14 protein-coding genes are annotated in these 18,400 nt (G+C 62.8%); 3 read left to right on the top strand and 11 right to left on the bottom strand.

Annotated features, from left to right (window positions below):
- Nucleotides 1-479 precede the first annotated feature (479 nt).
- Nucleotides 480-1,643: a type III PLP-dependent enzyme gene (locus tag DV532_RS04575; protein ID WP_056795833.1), complete on the top strand. Its 1,164-nt coding sequence runs from the start codon at nucleotides 480-482 to the stop codon at nucleotides 1,641-1,643.
- 74 nt (nucleotides 1,644-1,717) lie between these two features.
- Here DV532_RS04575 and DV532_RS04570 read toward each other — a convergent pair whose 3' ends face one another.
- Together DV532_RS04570 and DV532_RS04565 are read right to left on the bottom strand one after the other, a co-directional pair.
- A complete protein-coding gene (locus tag DV532_RS04570) occupies nucleotides 1,718-2,467 on the bottom strand; it encodes a tetratricopeptide repeat protein (RefSeq protein ID WP_056795832.1) in 750 nt (249 codons plus the stop codon).
- Nucleotides 2,468-2,470: 3 nt separating this feature from the next.
- Nucleotides 2,471-3,151 (bottom strand): Fe2+-dependent dioxygenase, encoded by a 681-nt coding sequence (locus tag DV532_RS04565; protein WP_056796711.1) that lies wholly within the window; start codon nucleotides 3,149-3,151, stop codon nucleotides 2,471-2,473.
- Nucleotides 3,152-3,373: 222 nt separating this feature from the next.
- Here DV532_RS04565 and DV532_RS04560 point away from each other — a divergent pair, with 222 nt between their 5' ends.
- Together DV532_RS04560 and DV532_RS04555 are read left to right on the top strand one after the other, a co-directional pair.
- Entirely contained in the window at nucleotides 3,374-5,686 is a 2,313-nt protein-coding gene (locus DV532_RS04560) for a TonB-dependent siderophore receptor (RefSeq protein WP_056795828.1), read from the top strand.
- A 259-nt stretch (nucleotides 5,687-5,945) separates the two neighbouring features.
- Nucleotides 5,946-8,501 carry a sulfite reductase flavoprotein subunit alpha gene (locus DV532_RS04555; RefSeq protein ID WP_056795827.1) on the top strand — a complete coding sequence of 852 codons (2,556 nt, stop codon included), beginning with the start codon at nucleotides 5,946-5,948 and terminating at the stop codon, nucleotides 8,499-8,501.
- 124 nt (nucleotides 8,502-8,625) lie between these two features.
- Here the strand turns inward: DV532_RS04555 and DV532_RS04550 are convergent, their stop codons facing one another.
- From DV532_RS04550 to pilW, 9 genes are all read right to left on the bottom strand, one after another.
- Entirely contained in the window at nucleotides 8,626-9,417 is a 792-nt protein-coding gene (locus tag DV532_RS04550) for an amidohydrolase (RefSeq protein ID WP_056795825.1), read from the bottom strand.
- A complete protein-coding gene (locus DV532_RS04545) occupies nucleotides 9,405-10,553 on the bottom strand; it encodes a pyridoxal phosphate-dependent aminotransferase (RefSeq protein WP_056795823.1) in 1,149 nt (382 codons plus the stop codon). The genes DV532_RS04550 and DV532_RS04545 overlap by 13 nt, the downstream gene beginning before the upstream one ends.
- Before the next feature lie 211 nt (nucleotides 10,554-10,764).
- Nucleotides 10,765-12,228: a ribosome biogenesis GTPase Der gene (gene der, locus DV532_RS04535; RefSeq protein ID WP_056795821.1), complete on the bottom strand. Its 1,464-nt coding sequence runs from the start codon at nucleotides 12,226-12,228 to the stop codon at nucleotides 10,765-10,767.
- A 117-nt stretch (nucleotides 12,229-12,345) separates the two neighbouring features.
- Nucleotides 12,346-13,488, bottom strand: coding sequence for an outer membrane protein assembly factor BamB (bamB, locus tag DV532_RS04530; RefSeq protein ID WP_056795815.1), 1,143 nt, complete (start codon nucleotides 13,486-13,488; stop codon nucleotides 12,346-12,348).
- Nucleotides 13,489-14,127: a tetratricopeptide repeat protein gene (locus DV532_RS04525; RefSeq protein WP_056795813.1), complete on the bottom strand. Its 639-nt coding sequence runs from the start codon at nucleotides 14,125-14,127 to the stop codon at nucleotides 13,489-13,491.
- Between the two features lie 39 nt (nucleotides 14,128-14,166).
- Entirely contained in the window at nucleotides 14,167-15,456 is a 1,290-nt protein-coding gene (hisS, locus tag DV532_RS04520; protein WP_056795810.1) for a histidine--tRNA ligase, read from the bottom strand.
- Between the two features lie 25 nt (nucleotides 15,457-15,481).
- A complete protein-coding gene (gene ispG / locus DV532_RS04515; protein WP_010952070.1) occupies nucleotides 15,482-16,591 on the bottom strand; it encodes a flavodoxin-dependent (E)-4-hydroxy-3-methylbut-2-enyl-diphosphate synthase in 1,110 nt (369 codons plus the stop codon).
- Nucleotides 16,592-16,594: 3 nt separating this feature from the next.
- Nucleotides 16,595-17,629, bottom strand: a complete 1,035-nt coding sequence (locus DV532_RS04510) for a RodZ domain-containing protein (RefSeq protein ID WP_056795807.1) — start codon at nucleotides 17,627-17,629, stop codon at nucleotides 16,595-16,597.
- On the bottom strand, nucleotides 17,626-18,387 hold the full coding sequence (gene pilW, locus DV532_RS04505; protein ID WP_056795804.1) for a type IV pilus biogenesis/stability protein PilW: 762 nt from the start codon (nucleotides 18,385-18,387) through the stop codon (nucleotides 17,626-17,628). Before pilW ends, DV532_RS04510 begins: the two co-directional genes overlap by 4 nt.
- Nucleotides 18,388-18,400 lie beyond the last annotated feature (13 nt).

The following is an 18,400-nucleotide window of genomic DNA, read 5'->3' as shown; positions in this document are numbered from 1 at the left end:
GGGTGCGAATAGTAATGTTTCTCATCAATAACGGCAAATCCGCCAGTCGGTAACAAAAAATTTATGGGTGATTTCCTGTACGTGGGTACCAGGAAAATGTGGCCATAAATATGAACACCTGAGGCCTTTTCGTCGGCAAGCCCGCTGCCCCAGGAACCCCGTGGTGCCTATAGCAGCGGGCTTGCCGGCGAAGCGACCGGCAACGTCCATTCCACAATTTTTTACGTTTGAAACACCGTAGGGAACATCAGCCAGTCACACGAGTCGGTTATTCAAATGGCTGGTCGTCGATCCACGTCGATCACGCCCGGATTACCTGTTGATTCTGCATTCTTCACGCCCTACAGTGCGCGCCGAACGTCCATGCTGGAAACGATCCATCCGGCTCAAGTACTGAGTAGGCGAACCAAAGTGGGGATACGGAGGACGTTCAGTTTGCAGCCACTTAATCTTTCAGTTTGCCCATGGAGTCCCTGAGCATGTCGATCCAGGTCGAAGACTATTTCGCGCGTGACACCTTCCAGAAAATGAAGGCGTTCGCCGACAAGCAGGAAACCCCTTTCGTACTCATCGACACCCAGATGATCAGCAAGGCCTATGACGACCTGCGCGCGGGTTTCGAGTTCGCCAAGGTGTACTACGCAGTCAAGGCCAACCCAGCCGTCGAAATCATCGACCTGCTTAAAGAGAAAGGTTCGAGCTTCGACATCGCTTCGATCTACGAGTTGGACAAAGTGCTGGGCCGCGGTGTCAGCGCTGACCGTATCAGCTATGGCAACACCATCAAGAAGTCCAAGGACATCCGTTACTTCTACGAGAAGGGCGTGCGTCTGTATGCCACCGACTCGGAAGCCGACCTGCGCAACATCGCCAAGGCCGCCCCAGGCTCGAAAGTGTACGTGCGTATCCTCACCGAAGGCTCCACCACTGCCGACTGGCCGCTGTCGCGCAAGTTCGGTTGCCAAACCGACATGGCCATGGACCTGCTGATCCTCGCCCGCGACTTGGGCCTGGTGCCTTACGGCATCTCCTTCCACGTGGGCTCGCAGCAGCGCGACATCAGCGTGTGGGACGCAGCTATTGCCAAGGTCAAGGTGATCTTCGAGCGCCTGAAAGAAGAAGACGGCATCGAGCTGAAGCTGATCAACATGGGTGGTGGCTTCCCGGCCAACTACATCACCCGTACCAACAGCCTGGAAACCTACGCCGAAGAAATCATCCGCTTCCTGAAGGAAGACTTCGGTGACGACCTGCCGGAAATCATCCTTGAGCCAGGCCGTTCGCTGATCGCCAACGCCGGCATCCTGGTCAGCGAAGTGGTGCTGGTAGCGCGCAAATCGCGTACCGCCGTCGAGCGCTGGATCTACACCGACGTGGGCAAATTCTCCGGCCTGATCGAAACCATGGACGAAGCCATCAAGTTCCCGATCTGGACCGAGAAGAAAGGCGAAGCCGAAGAAGTGGTCATTGCCGGCCCAACCTGCGACAGCGCCGACATCATGTATGAAAACTACAAGTACGGGCTGCCGCTGAACCTGGCCATCGGTGACCGCCTGTACTGGCTGTCGACCGGTGCCTACACCACCAGCTACAGCGCAGTGGAATTCAACGGCTTCCCGCCGCTGAAGGCTTACTACCTGTAATGCACAACGGGGCCGCAAGGCCCCGTTTTCATTTGTGCTTTCCTGCACCGGCCTTATCGCCGGCACAGGCAGCCTCACGCCCCACGCCGTTCGATTTCTTCGGCATAACGTGCCGCAAAGGCCATCAATACCGGCCCCGCTCCCTGCAAGGTCACCAGCGCAGCGCGCAGGAAATTCAAGTTGCCCTCGACCCGCGCCCGCTCCAGCCAGGGCCCCGCCTCCGCCACCTGACCGCGCTCGACCAGCACCAGCGCCAAGCTGAACATGCCACGGAAATCCCCCGCCTCGGCTGAACGCCGATACCAGCGCAGCGCCCGCGCCGGGTTGGGCGCAGTGGCAATGCCCTGCTCCAAATAACGCCCATACAGGTTCATCGACTTGGCATGCCCCAGGTGCGCGGCCTTCTCGTAACACATCAGCGCCTGCGCCTGATTGGCCGCTACCCCACGCCCGGTAGCCAGCAGGTTGCCCAGGTTATACAACCCCCAGTCCAGCCCCGCGTCAGCCGCACGTGCATAGTGAATGGCCGCCTGGGTCAAGCTTGGCTCGCCACCCCAGCCATGCTCCAGGCAACGCCCGAGCATGTTGTGCGCCATGGCGCTGCCACCCTGCGCGGCGATGCCGAACCAGCGCCGGGCCACGCCGGCATCCGCTTCGATACCGCGCCCGTCGAGCAGGATCTGCCCCAACAACAACTGTGCCTCGACCGCGCCCTGCCCTGCTGCTGCCAGAATCGCCTGGGCGGCTTTGCCAGGGCTGTCCTCGAGCATGGCCTGCAAACCGGCCACATCCACCACTTCTTCACGCCGCAACTGATAGGACACGGCTCAGACCTCAGCCCAGCGGCGCAGCAGGTTGTGGTAGGTACCCGTCAGCTGCAGCAGCGAAGGATGGTCCGGTACATCGGCGGTGAGCTGCTGGATGGCATTGTCCATCTCGAACAGCAGCGCCCGCTGGCTGTCCTCGCGCACCAGGCTCTGGGTCCAGAAGAATGCCGCGTAACGCTGGCCACGGGTCACCGGGTTGACCTTGTGCAGGCTGGTGCCCGGGTACAGCACCAGGTCACCGGCGGCGAGCTTGACCTGCTGCACGCCATAGGTGTCCTGAATAACCAGCTCGCCGCCGTCGTAACTGTGCGGGTCGCTGAGGAACAGCGTCGAGGACAGGTCGGTGCGCACCCGCTCCGGGCTGCCCTTGGGCTGGCGCAGGGCATTGTCGATATGAAAGCCGAAATTACCGCCTTCGCGATAGCAGTTGATCAGCGGCGGGAACACCTTGTGCGGGAGGGCCGCCGACATGAACCGTGGGGTTTTCCACAGGCGCTCGATCAGCGCGCTGCCGATCTCCTTGGCCAGCGGGTGGCCTTCCGGCAGCTGCAGGTTGTGCTTGGCCTTGGCCGACTGGTAGCCGGCCGTGACCTTGCCATCGGCCCAGTCGGCCTGCTCCAGCGCCTCGCGGATACGGGCCAGTTCATCGACGTCGAACAGGCCAGGGATGTGAAGCAGCATGGCAGCAGCACCGTCAGCAAATGTGAAGGGGCCAATGATATTGATTCCCTTTTGCACTTCACAAGTCCCATTCGCCGCTTAAGACGTTTCAGCTTGATGAAACCGTAAAGGCAAAATGTAAAGAATGTAAATTCTTCACAAATGGTAACCGCTCTCAATTGTGACTCACAATCGCTTACATTAACATCCGTCGCATTAACACCTTGGGGAAGGTCCTAAGCAATGCGCCAGTACGTACCATCTGCAGTGAGCTCACCACGCCTGATCGTATCCGCCATCGGCGTTGCCCTCAGCGCCTCGTCGGCCTACGCCGCCGACCCGGCCGCCAGCAGCGCGATCACCCTCGACGCCACTAGCATCAATGGCAAGGCGGAACAGGCCAGCACCGACTACAAGGTCGAGAAAGCTTCCTCGCAGAAGTACACCGCGCCGCTGGTAGACACCCCGCGCTCGGTTACCGTGATCCCGCAGCAGGTGATCAAGGACACCAACGCCCTGACCCTGCAGGATGCCCTGCGCACCGTGCCGGGCATTACCTTCGGCGCTGGCGAAGGCGGCAACCCGCAAGGCGACCGCCCGTTCATCCGCGGCTTCGACGCCCAGGGCGACACTTATTTGGACGGCGTGCGTGACACCGGTGCGCAAACCCGCGAAATCTTCGCCATCGAATCGGTGGAAGTGGCCAAGGGCCCTAACTCGGCCATTGGTGGCCGTGGCGCCGCTGGCGGCACCATCAACTTGGTGAGCAAGCGCGCCCACTTGGGCAACTCGCTGGACGGAGCCTGGACCTGGGGCAGTGACCAGACCCAGCGCTACACCTTCGATGGCAACTACCAGTTCAGCGATAGCGTGGCTGGCCGCCTGAACCTGATGACCCATGAAAGCAACGTTGCTGGCCGCGACAAGGTCAACTACGACCGTTGGGGTATCGCCCCGTCCCTGGCCTTCGGCCTGGGCACGCCGACCCGCGTCAACCTCGATTATTACCACCTGGAAAGCGACGACCTGCCAGATTCGGGCATCCCGTACACCATCCCGACCGGCGGCAGCACTGCCCGTACCTCCGCGCACCCGAGCAAGCCGTATGACGGTGGCGACAGCGACAACTTCTATGGCCTGACCGGTCGCGACTTCCGCAAGGCACGCGTGGACATCGCCACCTTCGCCATCGAGCACGACCTGACCGACTCGCTGACCATCAAGAACACTCTGCGTCACGGCAACAGCATGCAGGACTACATCCTCACCCAGCCCGATGACAGCAAGGGCAACGTCAACAACGGCAGCGTCTGGCGCCGTGCCAACAGCCGTGTAGGCAACACTGCCACCACCACTAACCAAACCGACCTGTTCGGCGAGTTTTATGTCGGCGGCCTGAAGAACAGCTTCTCGACCGGTATCGAGCTGAGCCGTGAAGAGAGCAAGCGGTCGAGCTATACCGTCGACACCGACACCGTGCCAGGCGGCACCGCCAACACCAACTGCACCCCTGGCATGATCGGTGCCACCAGCGGTTACAACTGCACCTCGCTGAGCAACCCGAACCCGGATGACCCTTGGAACGGCAGCATCGCCCGCGACTACGCAGGCACCGACACCAAGAGCAACACCCGCGCGATCTACGTCTTCGACACCCTTGAGCTGTCGCCGCAGTGGCTGTTGAACATGGGCCTGCGTTATGACCACTTCGACACCCAGTACCGCAGCCACGACGCCACTGGCGCCACCGCGGTGAACAGCAAGGGCGTGGTCGCCAAGGGTAAAGACACCAGCGAGTTCGTCACGGGCCAGCTGGGCCTGGTATGGAAACCTGCTGAAAACGGCAGCATCTACGTTTCCTACGCCACCTCCGCTACCCCGCCGGGTGCGATGTTGGGCGAAGGCACTGAGGGCAACCCACTGGGTAACACCACCGACCGCGGCGGCAACCTGCTGAGCAGCGACCTGGAGCCGGAAGAAACCACCAACTACGAAATCGGTACCAAGTGGGACTTGCTCGACCAGCGCCTGTCCTTGGCCGCCGCGCTGTTCCGCACCGAAAAGGACAACGCCCGTGTGCAGGTGGACACCACCACCTACGAGAACGTCGGCGAAACCCGCGTGCAGGGCATCGAGCTGTCGGCCAGCGGCAAACTGACCGAAAAATGGCAAGTGTTCGCCGGCTACACCTACATGGAAGCTCGCCAGATCGACGGCGGCGCGGTGGGCAAGGTTAACGACGGCAACCAGCTGCCGAACACTCCGAATAACAGCGCCAGCTTGTGGACCACCTACTCCATTACCCCAAGGCTAACGATCGGTGGCGGTGCGTTCTACATGGATGAGGTATACGGCAGCGTGGCCAACACCACCGTGGTCGACAGCTACGTGCGCTACGACGCCATGGCCGCCTACAAGCTGACCAAGAACGTCGACCTGCAGTTGAACGTGCAGAACCTGACCAACGAGGTGTACTACGACAAGACCTTCTCCACCCACTTCGCCAACCAAGCGGCCGGGCGGACAGCACTGTTGACCACCAGCGTGCACTTCTGATGTCTGGGCTGGGTTGAGCTGTTGAATGGGCTGCGCCTGTGCCGGCCCTTTCGCGGGTAAACCCGCTCCTACATCAGGGGCGTGTGACCAGGCTGCGGTTTGCCGGTGTAGGAGCGGGCTTGCCCGCGAAGAGGCCGGCACCGACAACACCAGCCTGACAACTAGCCCCCGCCCCGTTCATTGCCTATGAGCGGGGCGTTCGCGTATCAAGGCATAATGCACGCCGCGCAGGTAGCGGCAGCCATTCAAGGTGAGAGACGTGGTGAAGAAGACGCTGTTCCAATTGCACTGGTTCTTTGGCATCACCGCGGGCCTGGTGCTGGCCTTGATGGGTATCACCGGTGCCTTGTACTCGTTTCAGGAAGAACTGCTACGCGCGTTCAATGCCGATGTACTCAAGGTAGAGGTACGCGCCGAAGGCGTGCTGCCCCCGGCCGCGCTGGTTCAGCGGGTCGAGGCCCAGCAACAGGACAAGGTGGCGATGCTGTGGGTGGACATACGCGATGGCAATGCCGCGCGGGTCTTCTTCACGCCAGCCCCGGGCGAACGCCGCGGCCAGCTGCGCTATGCCGACCCGTACACCGGCGAACTCAAGGGCGAAGTGGCCGGGCAAGGCTTCTTCAACCTCATGCTCAACCTGCACCGTTTCCTGGCCATGGGCGATACCGGCCGGCAGATCACCGGTGCTTGCACACTGATGCTGGTGTTCTTCTGCCTCTCTGGCTTGTACCTGCGCTGGCCGCGCAAGGCACTGGACTGGCGTACCTGGCTAACCTTCGACTGGGCCAAGAAAGGTCGCGCTTTCAATTGGGACCTGCACGCCGTGGCTGGCACTTGGTGCCTGCTGTTTTACTTGCTGTTCGCCCTGACGGGGCTGTTCTGGTCCTACGAGTGGTACCGCGAAGGCCTGAACAAGCTGCTGGCCGACGCCCCAGCCGCCGGCCAACAGCAAAAACGCGGCGAAGGCCGTGGCCGCCACGGGCCGCAGAAAAGCGACAACAACGCCCCGCCGCTGGTGGTCGACTACGATGCGATCTGGGCCAACCTCAAGGCCGCCGCCGGCCCGAGCCTGGCCATGTACAACCTGCGCCTGCCACCGGCTGGCGGCCAGCCGGCCAACCTGTTCTACCTGCTGGACGACGCCGACCACCCACGCGCCTTCAACACTCTGGTGCTGGACCCGGCCACCGGCCAGGTGAAAAAACATGACCGCTACCGCGACAAGTCCTTCAAGGCCCAGCTGCTGCAGAGCGTCTATGCCCTGCACGTGGGCGAATACTTCGGCCTGCCGGGGCGCATTATCGTCACCCTCGCCAGCCTGACCATGCCGCTGTTCTTCGTCACCGGCTGGCTGCTGTACCTCGACCGCCGCCGCAAAAAGCGCCAGGCACGCACTGCCCGTGGCAACGTTGCCAGCAGCGACGCCAGCAGCGACGGCTGGCTGATTGGTTTTGCCAGCCAGAGCGGCTTTGCCGAACAACTGGCCTGGCAGAGCGCCGGCCAACTGCAAGCCGCCGGGCTGCCGGTGCAGGTGCGCGCCCTGGCAGAACTGGGTGAAAACGACTTGCGCCAAGCCCGCCGCGCGTTGTTTGTGGTCAGCACCTTTGGTGACGGCGAGGCGCCTGACAGTGCACGCGGCTTCGAGCGCAAAGTACTCGGCCAGCCCTGGGCGCTGAGCAACCTGAGCTACGCCGTGCTCGCCCTTGGCGACCGCCAATACCCGCACTTCTGCGGCTTTGCCCGCCGCCTGCAAGCCTGGCTAGGTGAGCGTGGTGCCAGCAGCGCGTTCAGCCCGGTGGAAGTGGACAATGCCGACCAGGCCGCCCTGCAGCAGTGGCAACAGGAACTGGCGCAACTGACCGGTGCCCAGCCGGTGGCCGCCTGGCAGCCACCGAGTTTTGGCAACTGGTCGCTGGTGCGCCGCGAGTTGCTCAACCCGGGCAGCCTAGGCCAGCCGGTGTACCTGCTCGGCCTGCAACCGGCACAACCCGCCAGCTGGGAGGCCGGTGACTTGGTGGAAATCCTGCCACTCAACGGCCAGGCACGGATCGATGCGTTTCTCCACGGCATGGCCTTGGCCCCCGGGGCCAAGGTGCAGGTAAATGGCCTGAGCGAAACCCTTGCCCAGGCCCTGGCCGGTCGCCAGCTGCCGGCCCGTCGCGATCACCTGATCGGCTTGCAGCCACAAGCGCTGGTCGACGCACTGGTGCCGATCGGCAGCCGCGAATACTCGATCGCCTCGATCGCCAGCGATGGCGTGCTGGAGCTGATCGTGCGCCAGGAACGCCACACCGATGGCCACCTAGGCCTAGGCTCCGGCTGGCTCACCGAGTACCTGCCACTGAACGGTACGCTGAGCCTGCGCCTGCGGCGCAACGGCGCCTTCCACCTGCCCGAAGCTGCTGCACCAATGATCCTGATCGGCAACGGTACTGGCCTGGCCGGCCTGCGTAGCCTGATCCGCGCACGAGTGAATGTTGGGGAGCAACGCAACTGGCTGCTGTTCGGCGAGCGCAACCGGGCGCATGACCTGCTGTGTGGTGACGAGCTTCAAGGCTGGTTGGACAGCGGCGACCTGGCACGCCTGGACCTGGCGTTTTCGCGGGATCAGGCCGAGAAGGTGTATGTGCAGGATGTGTTGCTGCAGCAGGCCGATGAGTTCAAGCGCTGGGTGGCGGATGGCGCCTGTGTGTATGTTTGCGGCAGCCTGCAAGGGATGGCGGCGGGGGTCGACGCAGCGCTTAATGGCATTCTCGGAGCAGCGGTAGTACAGCAGCTGATCGAGGATGGGCGGTATCGGCGAGACGTGTATTGATCGAAAATTGATGTAACCAGCACCGGCCCCTTCGCGGGTATACCCACAGGTACAGCACAGAATTCGAAAGCTGTGAGGATCCTGTAGGAGCGGGTTTACCCGCGAAGAGGCCGGTAGCGGGCTGTCAGTGCAGCTCGAAGGTATCGGCATCCAGGTTGGCCGGGAACTTGGCCCGGTACGCCGCCAATTCCGCCGCACTCAGCACCGCAGTAAACACCCCATCCGCCTCCCCGGCACTGAGCAGGCTCTCGCCCTGGAAGTCCAGCACCTGGCTGTCGCCGGAATAGGCAAAGCCCTTGCCGTCCGTGCCCACTCGGTTGACCGCTGCCACATAGCACAGGTTCTCGATACCCCGCGCCGGCAGCAGGCGGTTCCAGTGCTGGCGGCGCGCGGCGGGCCAGTTGGCGGTGTACAGCAGCAGGTCGGTGTCCTGGGCGTCGCGGCTCCACACTGGGAAGCGCAGGTCGTAGCAGATCAGCGGGCGAATCCGCCAGCCCTTCAATTCGAACTGCACCTGGCGCTCGCCCGGGGTGTAATGCTTGTGTTCACCGGCCATGCGGAAGAGGTGGCGCTTGTCATAATGCAAAATCTCGCCGTCCGGCCGCGCCCACAGCAGGCGGTTGCGGTGGCTGCCATCGGCGGCCTGAATGATCACGCTGCCAGTAATCACCGCGTTGTACTTCTTCGCCTGAGCCTTAAGCCATTTGTAGGTTGGGCCATGCTCCGGTTCGGCCAGGCTTTCCGACTGCATCGAGAAACCGGTGGTGAACATTTCCGGCAAGATTACCAGGTCCACCTCGCCCGCCTGCTCCAGCAGCACCTCGAAGTGCGCATAGTTGGCCTCACGGTCGTGCCAGGCCAGGGTGGTCTGCACCAGGGCAACTTTCAGGTTTGGCAGTTCACTCAGATCGCGCATAGTTTTTCCGCTGCCTGACGCAGCGTCTCCTCTCGTTTGGCAAAGCACAGGCGGACCAGGCGTTGCTCGGGGATGGGTTGCTGGTAGAACACCGACACCGGGATGGTCGCCACGCCGTGCTCACGGGTCAGCCACAGCGACATGTCAACATCGTTCAGGTCCGGGCGGATCTGCGAATAGTCCACCAGCTGGAAATAAGTGCCCGCCGTGCGGGTAAAACTGAATCGCGAACCCTCCAGCAAGCCGCAGAACAGGTCGCGCTTGGCCTGGTAGAAGGCCGGCAATTCGTCGATATGCTCGGGGTGCGCAGCCATGAAATCGGCCAGGGCGCACTGCAATGGCGTCACGCCGCAGAAGTTGACGTACTGGTGCACTTTGCGCAACTCGGCGCTCAGCGCGGGCGGGGCGATCACGTAACCGGTCTTCCAGCCGGTGACGTGGTAGGTTTTGCCGAATGAGCTGACCACGAAGGCGCGTTGATACAGCTGCTCATGGGCCAGCACGCTGGCGTGGCGCACGCCGTCAAACAGCAGGTGCTCGTAGACTTCGTCGCTGACCAGGTAGATATCGCGGTCGGCGATAAGGCGGGCGAGCTGGTCAAGGTCTTCGCGGGTGATCAGCGCACCGCTGGGGTTATGCGGCGAATTGAGGATGACCATGCGTGTGCGCGGGCTGAGGGCATCGCTGAACGTCTGCCAGTCGATACGGAAGTCGCCATCGCTCAGTTGCACATGCACGCAGCGGCCACCGGCCAGTTCCACGGACGGCTCGTAGCTGTCGTAGCAAGGGTCGAAGACGATCACTTCGTCACCGGCATGGACCACCGCCTGGATGGCACAGAAGATCGCCTCGGTGGCGCCGGGGGTGACGGTCACTTCTTGGTCGGCATCCACCCTGGCCCCGTACAAGCGTTCGACCTTGGCCGCCACTTGCTGGCGCAGCGCCGGCAAGCCGGTCATCGGCGAATACTGGTTATGCCCGGCAGCCACATGCCGGCCGACTGCGTCGAGCAGCGCCTGTGGGCCATTGAAGTCGGGGAAGCCCTGGGACAGGTTGAGCGCGCCAGTCTGCATGGCGAGCTGGGACATGGTAGTGAAGATGGTCGTGCCGACATTCGGCAGTTTGCTGCGGATCATGAAGCCCTCTTTCCTGGGGTGTATCCGGCACGGGGTAGAGTCCGAGCATAGCGGATCGAGCGGTCAGGAAAAAGGTTGAAACGATGGGGGTATTGCGCTGGGTCAAAGGGGCTCTTCGCGGGTTCACCCGCGCCCACAGGGACCTCACAGATTTCAAATACTGTGCAGTACCTGTGGGAGCGGGTTCACCCGCGAAGAAGCTGACGCGGAATCAGCGCTTGTCGCGGCGCTTCTTCTCGGCCTTCTTGTGGTGCGACATCAAGCGGCGTTTCTTGTTGACCTGGCGGTCGGTGAGGGTGTTCTTCTTGCCCTCGTACGGGTTCTCACCGCCCTTGTACTCGATGCGGATCGGCGTACCAACCAGCTTCAGCACACGGCGGTAGGTGTTTTCCAGGTAGCGCGAGTACGACTTGGGAATGCTCTCGGTCTGGTTGCCGTGGATCACGATCAGCGGCGGGTTGGCACCACCGAGGTGGGCGTAACGCAGCTTGATGCGGCGGCCGTTAACCAGCGGTGGCTGGTGCTCGCTGACAGCATCTTCGAGGATCTGCGTCAGGCGGCTGGTTGGCCAGCGGGTCACAGCAGAGGTGAACGCGGCCTGCACCGACTTGTACAGGTTGCCCACGCCGGTGCCGTGCAAGGCGGAGATGAAGTGGATGTCGGCGAAGTCGACGAAGAACAGCCGGCGCTCCAGCTCGGTCTTCACGTAAGCGCGCTCACCCGGCTCCATGCCATCCCACTTGTTCAGGGCGATGACGATGGCGCGGCCGGCCTCGAGGGCGAAGCCCAGCAGGTTCAGGTCATGGTCGACCACCCCTTCACGGGCGTCCATTACGAAGATGACGACGTTGGCGTCCTTGATCGCCTGCAGCGTCTTGACCACCGAGAACTTCTCGACTTCCTCGTGGATCTTGCCGCGCTTGCGCACCCCGGCGGTGTCGATGAAGGTGTACTTGTCGCCATCACGCTCGAACGGGATGTAGATACTGTCGCGGGTGGTACCCGGCTCGTCGTACACCACCACGCGCTCTTCGCCGAGCATGCGGTTGACCAGGGTCGACTTGCCCACGTTCGGGCGGCCGATGATGGCAATTTTGATACCATCTTTCTCGCTCGGGCCTGGAATGCGAACAGCTTCTTCGCCTTCGGCGACGTCCTGCTCGAGCGCTTCTTCGTCGGCGTCACGCGGTATATGGCCGAGCAGCGATTCCATCAAGGCGTTGATACCACGGCCCTGCGAGCCGGCTACCGGAATCGCGTTACCCATGCCCAACGGCGAGAACTCGGCGCGGGCGATGTCCGGGTCGATGTTGTCGATCTTGTTGGCTACCAGGATGGCCGATTTGTTGCGCTTGCGCAGGTGGTCGGCAATCATCTGGTCGGCCGCGGTCATGCCGGCACGGGCATCGACCAGGAACAGCACATAGTCGGCTTCTTCGATGGCCATGAGCGACTGCTCGGCCATTTTCTCGTCCATGCCCACTTCGTCGCCGGTGATACCACCGGTGTCGATCAGGATGAAGGAGCGACCCTGCCAGCTGGCATCACCGTACTGGCGGTCACGGGTCAGGCCCGACAGGTCACCGACGATGGCATCGCGGGTTTTGGTCAAGCGGTTGAACATGGTGGATTTGCCGACGTTCGGGCGGCCCACCAAGGCGATTACGGGAACCATTCGGCTCTCCACTCTTGAATTCTTGAAAATGCAAAGGCCGCTGCAAGGCAGCGGCCGGAGTTCGGGCGGCGTGTCCTACGCCGCGGCTTGAAACCCGCCAAGGCTTCAAGCATAGCTTCAGCGGATGGTCAGTGCCTCGAGCTTGCCGCTGTTGCCAAAGACGTAGATGGTGTCGCCGACCACAAGTGGGCGGGCACGCAGGCCATCACTGTCGATTCGCTCACGGCCGACGAAGCGGCCATCGACCTGGCTCAGCAGGTGCAGGTAACCCTCGAAGTCACCCACCGCCACGTAGCTGGAGAACACTTCAGGTGCCGACAACTGGCGGCGGGCCATGCTGTCGTTGGTCCACAGCGCGCTGGACGAGCGCTCGTCGACGCTTTCTACAGTCCCCGAAGCTTCGCTGACGTAGACGTTACCGAAGCCCTGAGCGACACCCACATAGCTGGAGGCATCGCGCTGCCACAGCACACGGCCGCTTTCCAGGTCCAGGCCCGCAACGCGGCCCTGGTAGGTGCTGACGTACAGGGTACCACCAGACAGCAGCATACCGCCGTCAATGTCGACGACACGGTCCAGCTCGGAACGACCCTGCGGAATCGCCACGCGGCTTTCCCACACCGGCACGCCGTTGTTGATGTCCACCGCCACCACCTTGCCGGTGGACAGGCCAGCAACCGCCAGGCGGTTAGTAGCGATCGGCGCACCGGTGCCACGCAGGGTCAGCACGGCCGGGGTATTTTCGTAGATCCAGCGGCGGTCGCCAGTGGCGGCATCCAGGCCGATCAGGCGGTCGTCCTGGGTCTGCACCACCACCACATCACCGTTGTTGGCAGGCGGGGCCAGCACTTCGCTGGTCACGCGGGAGCGCCAGCGCTCCTCACCGGTGCTGGAGTCCAGGGCAATGACTTCACCCTTCAGGGTGCCAAGCATGACCAGGCCATAGCCAACGCCGACAGCGCCGGATACCGGCAGCTCGAGGTCCTGCTTCCACACCACGTCGCCGCTGATGCGGTCGAGGGCGAAAACTTCACCGTTGACGTCAGACGCGTAGATACGGTCGTTTTCGATGGCCGGTACCAGGGTGTTGTAAGTTTCACCCTGGCCGTCACCGATCGAACGGCTCCACTGCTTTTTCAGCACCACTTCCTCGGTGAACTTGGTCAGCTCGGCCGGGGGCAGTTCCTTCTTGCTGTTGCTGCTGCAACCTGCGGCCAGTACGGCCAGGGTCAGCACTGCTGCATGTTTCCAACCGATCACTTACGCGTCCCCTTTGGCCAGGTCATCCAGCTTCAATTGCAGGCCACCGACCGCCGCCTCATCGGACAACGCAGCCTTGGCTTTCTCGTAAGCGCTGTGCGCGTCGTCGGCGCGACCCAACTGCACCAGCAGGTCACCCTTCAATTCTTCACGGCTGGCCAGGAAGGCTTTTTCGGCGTCGCCGTCGAGCAGTTTGAGGGCGTCCTCGGCCTTGTTCTGGGCGGCCAGCACACGTGCCAGGCGCTGGCGCGAAATTTCACCCAGGGTGACGTCGGCCGGCTTGTCCAGCACGCTCTTCAGCTCGGCAGCAGCGTCGTCGAGCTTGCCGCTCTCGACCGCGACCTTGGCCACGAACAGGCTGCCGTACTGGGCATAGGCGGTACCGCCGAACTCGCTCTTGAGCTTGCCGGCCAGTTCCGCGACCTTGGTCGCATCCGGTTGGCCGGTCGGCGTCAGGCTGGTTTCCAGCAAGGCCTGATACAGCTGCGAGGCACCTTGCGACTGATTGTTCTGGTATTTGTGCCAGGTATTCCAGCCCAACACCACCACGCCAGCCAGCAGGGCACCGGTCAGCAGCGGCTTGCCGTTGCGGTTCCACCAGTCCTTGACCCCTACCAGATCATCATCGGTACTCGACACCCCAATACTCCTTTTCGCCTATTCGCTTGTTGAACCGCGTTACGCCTGGGCGATCGCGGTTTCCAGGTGCTCAGCCAGAGCATCCCAGGCAATGTTCTGTTGTTCGCCCTGGCCACGCAGGGGCTTGACGCCGATCTCTTGCTTGGCCAGCTCGTCGTCACCGAGGATCAGGGCGAACAGCGCGCCGCTCTTGTCGGCTTTCTTGAACTGGCTCTTGAAGCTGCCGCCACCGGCGTTGACCGCCAGGCGCAAGCCCGGTAGGCGATCACGCAGGCCTTCGGAAAGGCGCAGGCCAGCGATTTCTGCCTGCTCGCCAAAGGCACACAGGTAGACGTCGATCTGGCGGCTGATGGACTCGGGCACCTTGCCCAGGGTTTCCAGCAGCAGAATCAGGCGCTCGATGCCCATGGCGAAACCCACGCCGGTGGTCGGCTTGCCGCCCATCTGCTCGACCAGGCCATCGTAGCGGCCACCTGCGCACACGGTGCCCTGGGCGCCGAGCTTGTCGGTCACCCACTCGAACACGGTCTTGCTGTAGTAGTCGAGGCCGCGCACCAGCTTGGTGTTGATCACGAACGGAATGCCGGCGGCGTCCAGGCGGGCCTTGAGGCCCTCGAAGTGTACGCGCGATTCTTCGTCCAGGTAGTCTTCCAACTTCGGCGCGCCAATCAATACCGCCTGGGTATTCTGGTCCTTGCTGTCGAGGATGCGCAGCGGGTTGCTCTTCAAGCGGCGCTGGCTGTCTTCGTCCAACTGCTCCAGGCGTGCCGACAGAAACTCGACCAACGCATCACGGTAGCGCGCGCGGGCTTCGCTGGTGCCCAGGCTATTGAGCTCGAGCTTGACTGCGTCCTGAATGCCCAGCAGGCCCCACAGGCGCCAGGTCAGCATGATCAGCTCAGCGTCGATGTCCGGGCCGTCCAGGTTGAACACTTCGACGCCAATCTGGTGGAACTGGCGGTAGCGGCCCTTCTGTGGGCGCTCGTGGCGGAACATCTGGCCGATGTACCACAGCTTCTGCACCTGGCCGTTGCCGGTGATGCCATGCTCGAGCACGGCACGCACGCAGGCGGCAGTGCCTTCGGGGCGCAGGGTCAGCGAATCGCCGTTGCGGTCCTCGAAGGTGTACATCTCTTTTTCGACGATGTCGGTCACTTCACCGATAGAGCGCTTGAACAGCTCGGTGAACTCGACGATGGGCGTGCGGATCTGGCTGTACCCGTAGGTGTCCAGCAGGCCGGCCACAGTGCCTTCGAAGTAGCGCCACAGCGGCGACTGTTCAGGCAGGATGTCGTTCATGCCACGGATGGCTTGCAGCGATTTGCTCACGAATAATCCTTACGAATTCTGTGTGTCAGCCACGGGCGATCAGCGCCGCGTCGGCTTCGGCCTTTTCGGCCGCTTTCTGGCGGATGAGTTTTTCCAGCTCATCGACCAGGTTGTCATTGGTCAGTTTTTGCGCAGGCTTGCCGTCGATGTAGATCAGGTTGGGCGTACCGCCGGTCAACCCAACATGGGCTTCCTTGGCTTCGCCCGGGCCGTTGACCACACAACCGATTACCGCCACGTCCAGCGGCACCAGCAGGTCCTCCAAGCGCCCTTCCAGCTCGTTCATGGTCTTGACCACATCGAAGTTCTGCCGCGAGCAGCTTGGGCAGGCGATGAAGTTGATGCCACGCGAGCGCAGGTGCAGCGACTTGAGGATGTCGTAGCCGACCTTCACTTCTTCGACCGGGTCGGCCGCCAGCGAGATACGGATGGTATCGCCAATGCCTTCGGCCAGCAGCATACCGAGGCCGACAGCGGATTTCACCGTCCCCGAACGCAGGCCACCGGCTTCGGTGATGCCTAGATGCAGCGGCTGCACGATCTGCTTGGCCAGCAGGCGGTAGGCTTCGACGGCCATGAACACGTCAGAGGCCTTGACGCTGACTTTGAAGTCCTGGAAGTCCAGGCGATCGAGGTGCTCGACGTGGCGCAGGGCCGACTCTACCAGCGCGGCTGGGGTCGGCTCGCCGTACTTCTTCTGCAGGTCTTTTTCCAGGGAGCCGGCGTTGACGCCGATACGGATCGGGATGCCACGGTCACGGGCGGCATCGACCACGGCACGCACACGGTCTTCACGGCCGATATTGCCCGGGTTGATACGCAGGCAGTCGACGCCGAGTTCGGCTACGCGCAGGGCGATTTTGTAGTCGAAGTGGATGTCGGCGACCAGCGGCACACTGACCCGTTGCTTGATCTTGCCGAAAGCTTCGGCGGCGTCCATGTCTGGCACCGATACCCGCACGATGTCCACGCCGGCATCGACCAGGCGCTGGATTTGCGCCACGGTAGCCGCCACATCGTTGGTGTCGGTATTGGTCATGCTCTGCACCGCGATGGGGGCATCACCACCCACCGGCACATTGCCAACCCAGATTTTGCGGGATTCGCGACGTTTGATCGGAGATTCACCGTGCATGGCTTACTGTCCCAACTTCAGGCGAGCGGTCTCGCCACTTGTGAACGGGGCAACATCGACGGCTTGGCCGTTGTAGCTGATCTGTGCACCACGGGCAAAGCCCAGGCGTACCGAGAACGGCGGTTTGCCGGTCAGCTCGAGGTTGTCCCCCTTGCGCTTGACGGCGCTGAACAACACTTTGCCGTTGCCGTCACTCACCTGGGTCCAGCAATCGGCGGTGAACTGGATGGCAACTTTGGCGCTGCCCGCCGGCACCGCGGCGGGTGCGGGTGCAGGTGCAGGTGCAGGTGCAACGGGGGCCGCAGCGGCCAGCGCCGGCGCAGCCGGTGCTACCGGGGCAGGCACAACGGCAGGCGCGCTGGCGGCTGGCTGTGCAGGCGCCTGCTGGGCGGTTGCCGGGGCTGGCGCTGCGCCGGCGACGGGTGCCGGGCTGGCTACTGCCGGTTCGGTGGCAGGCTGCTCGGGTGCCGCCTGCTCCAGCGGCAGCGGCGCGCTTTCGGGCTGCTGGCCTGCGGAAACGGCTTGGTCTTCAGGCTCATCGAGCGGGTGAATTTGAGTGGTGCCGTCGGCGCTTTCGACTTCGACGTGTTCCAGGGCGATCTTGGCCAGGTCCTTGCCACGCAGGCTGCCTTGGTCTTGCCACCAGACGAAGCCGCCGCCGACCACTGCCACCAGCAGCAGCAGGCTGACGCCGCGCAGGATGTTGTGCGACAAGCGAACCGGCTCTTCGATGCGGCCCAGCGAGTGCACGTCGCTGCCTTTGGCATGGGTGCCAGTGTAGCGGTCGAAGGCCTCTACCAAGGCGGCTTGGTCCAGCTCCATCAGCTTGGCATAGGCGCGGATGTAGCCACGGGCAAAGGTATGCCCGGGCAGCTTGTCGAAGGCGCCGGTTTCCACGTGGTTCAACGAACTGACAGTGAGGTTGAGCTTGCGGGCCACCTCGGCTTGTGACCAGTCCCGTTTCTCACGGGCCTGGCGCAAAAGCTCACCGGGGTTCTGGCCAGGCGCTACTGCTACTTCGGGATGCGCGGCGTTCATCGTTGCTCCGACAGGTATTGCTGATATTCCGGCGTACCGGGATAAAGTCGTTGTAATTGCTGGCCCAGCTCGGCCAGTGTGCCCTGCTCGTCGAATACTCGAGCAAGGCGGCTGCCCAGCAGCAGGCTACGGGCATCGTGGTCGCTCAACTGGCTGAAACGATCGTAGTAGTCCCGGGCTGGCACATAATGCCTGTTTTCGTAGGCCAACTCAGCCATTTCCAGCAACGCTCTCGGTTGCCGTTGGTTGAGTTGCAAAGCTTTTAGCAGATACGTGTGCGCCTGGTCGCGGCGCTCAAGTTTCAACGCGGTCAGGCCCAGGTTCTCGTACACACGTGAACGCTCAGGATACAGGGTATCGCCGCTGGCTAGGCGAAACATCTGCTCGGCCTCGGCAAATCGCCCTTGAGCATAAAGGAAACTGCCGTAATTGTTGCGAATTCGCGTGTCGCCCGTGCGTGCCTGCAGCGCCTTGCCGAAGTGGCTTTCGGCCAGCGCCGGTTCGCCTTCGGCCTGGAACACCAGCGCAAGGGCGGCGTGCGCATCGGCATCACGGCTGTCCAGGGCCAGGGCTTTGCCCAGCGGCGCCTTGGCCTGCTCGGTCAAACCCTGTTGCAAATAACCCAGCCCAAGCTGCACGTAGGCCCGACCCGCCTCTACCCTGCCCTGTCGGCTGGCCAGAGGGTCGCCTGCGCCGCCCGACACGCAGCCAGCCAGCAGCGAAAGCGCAAGGATCGATAGCGCGGCGCGCAGGCTCATGGGCAAAGTCCCG

Origin of the sequence: Pseudomonas sp. Leaf58, from assembly GCF_003627215.1 — a bacterium.
Taxonomy (GTDB): Bacteria; Pseudomonadota; Gammaproteobacteria; order Pseudomonadales; family Pseudomonadaceae; genus Aquipseudomonas.
This window is presented reverse-complemented; position numbering and strand designations above follow the sequence as displayed.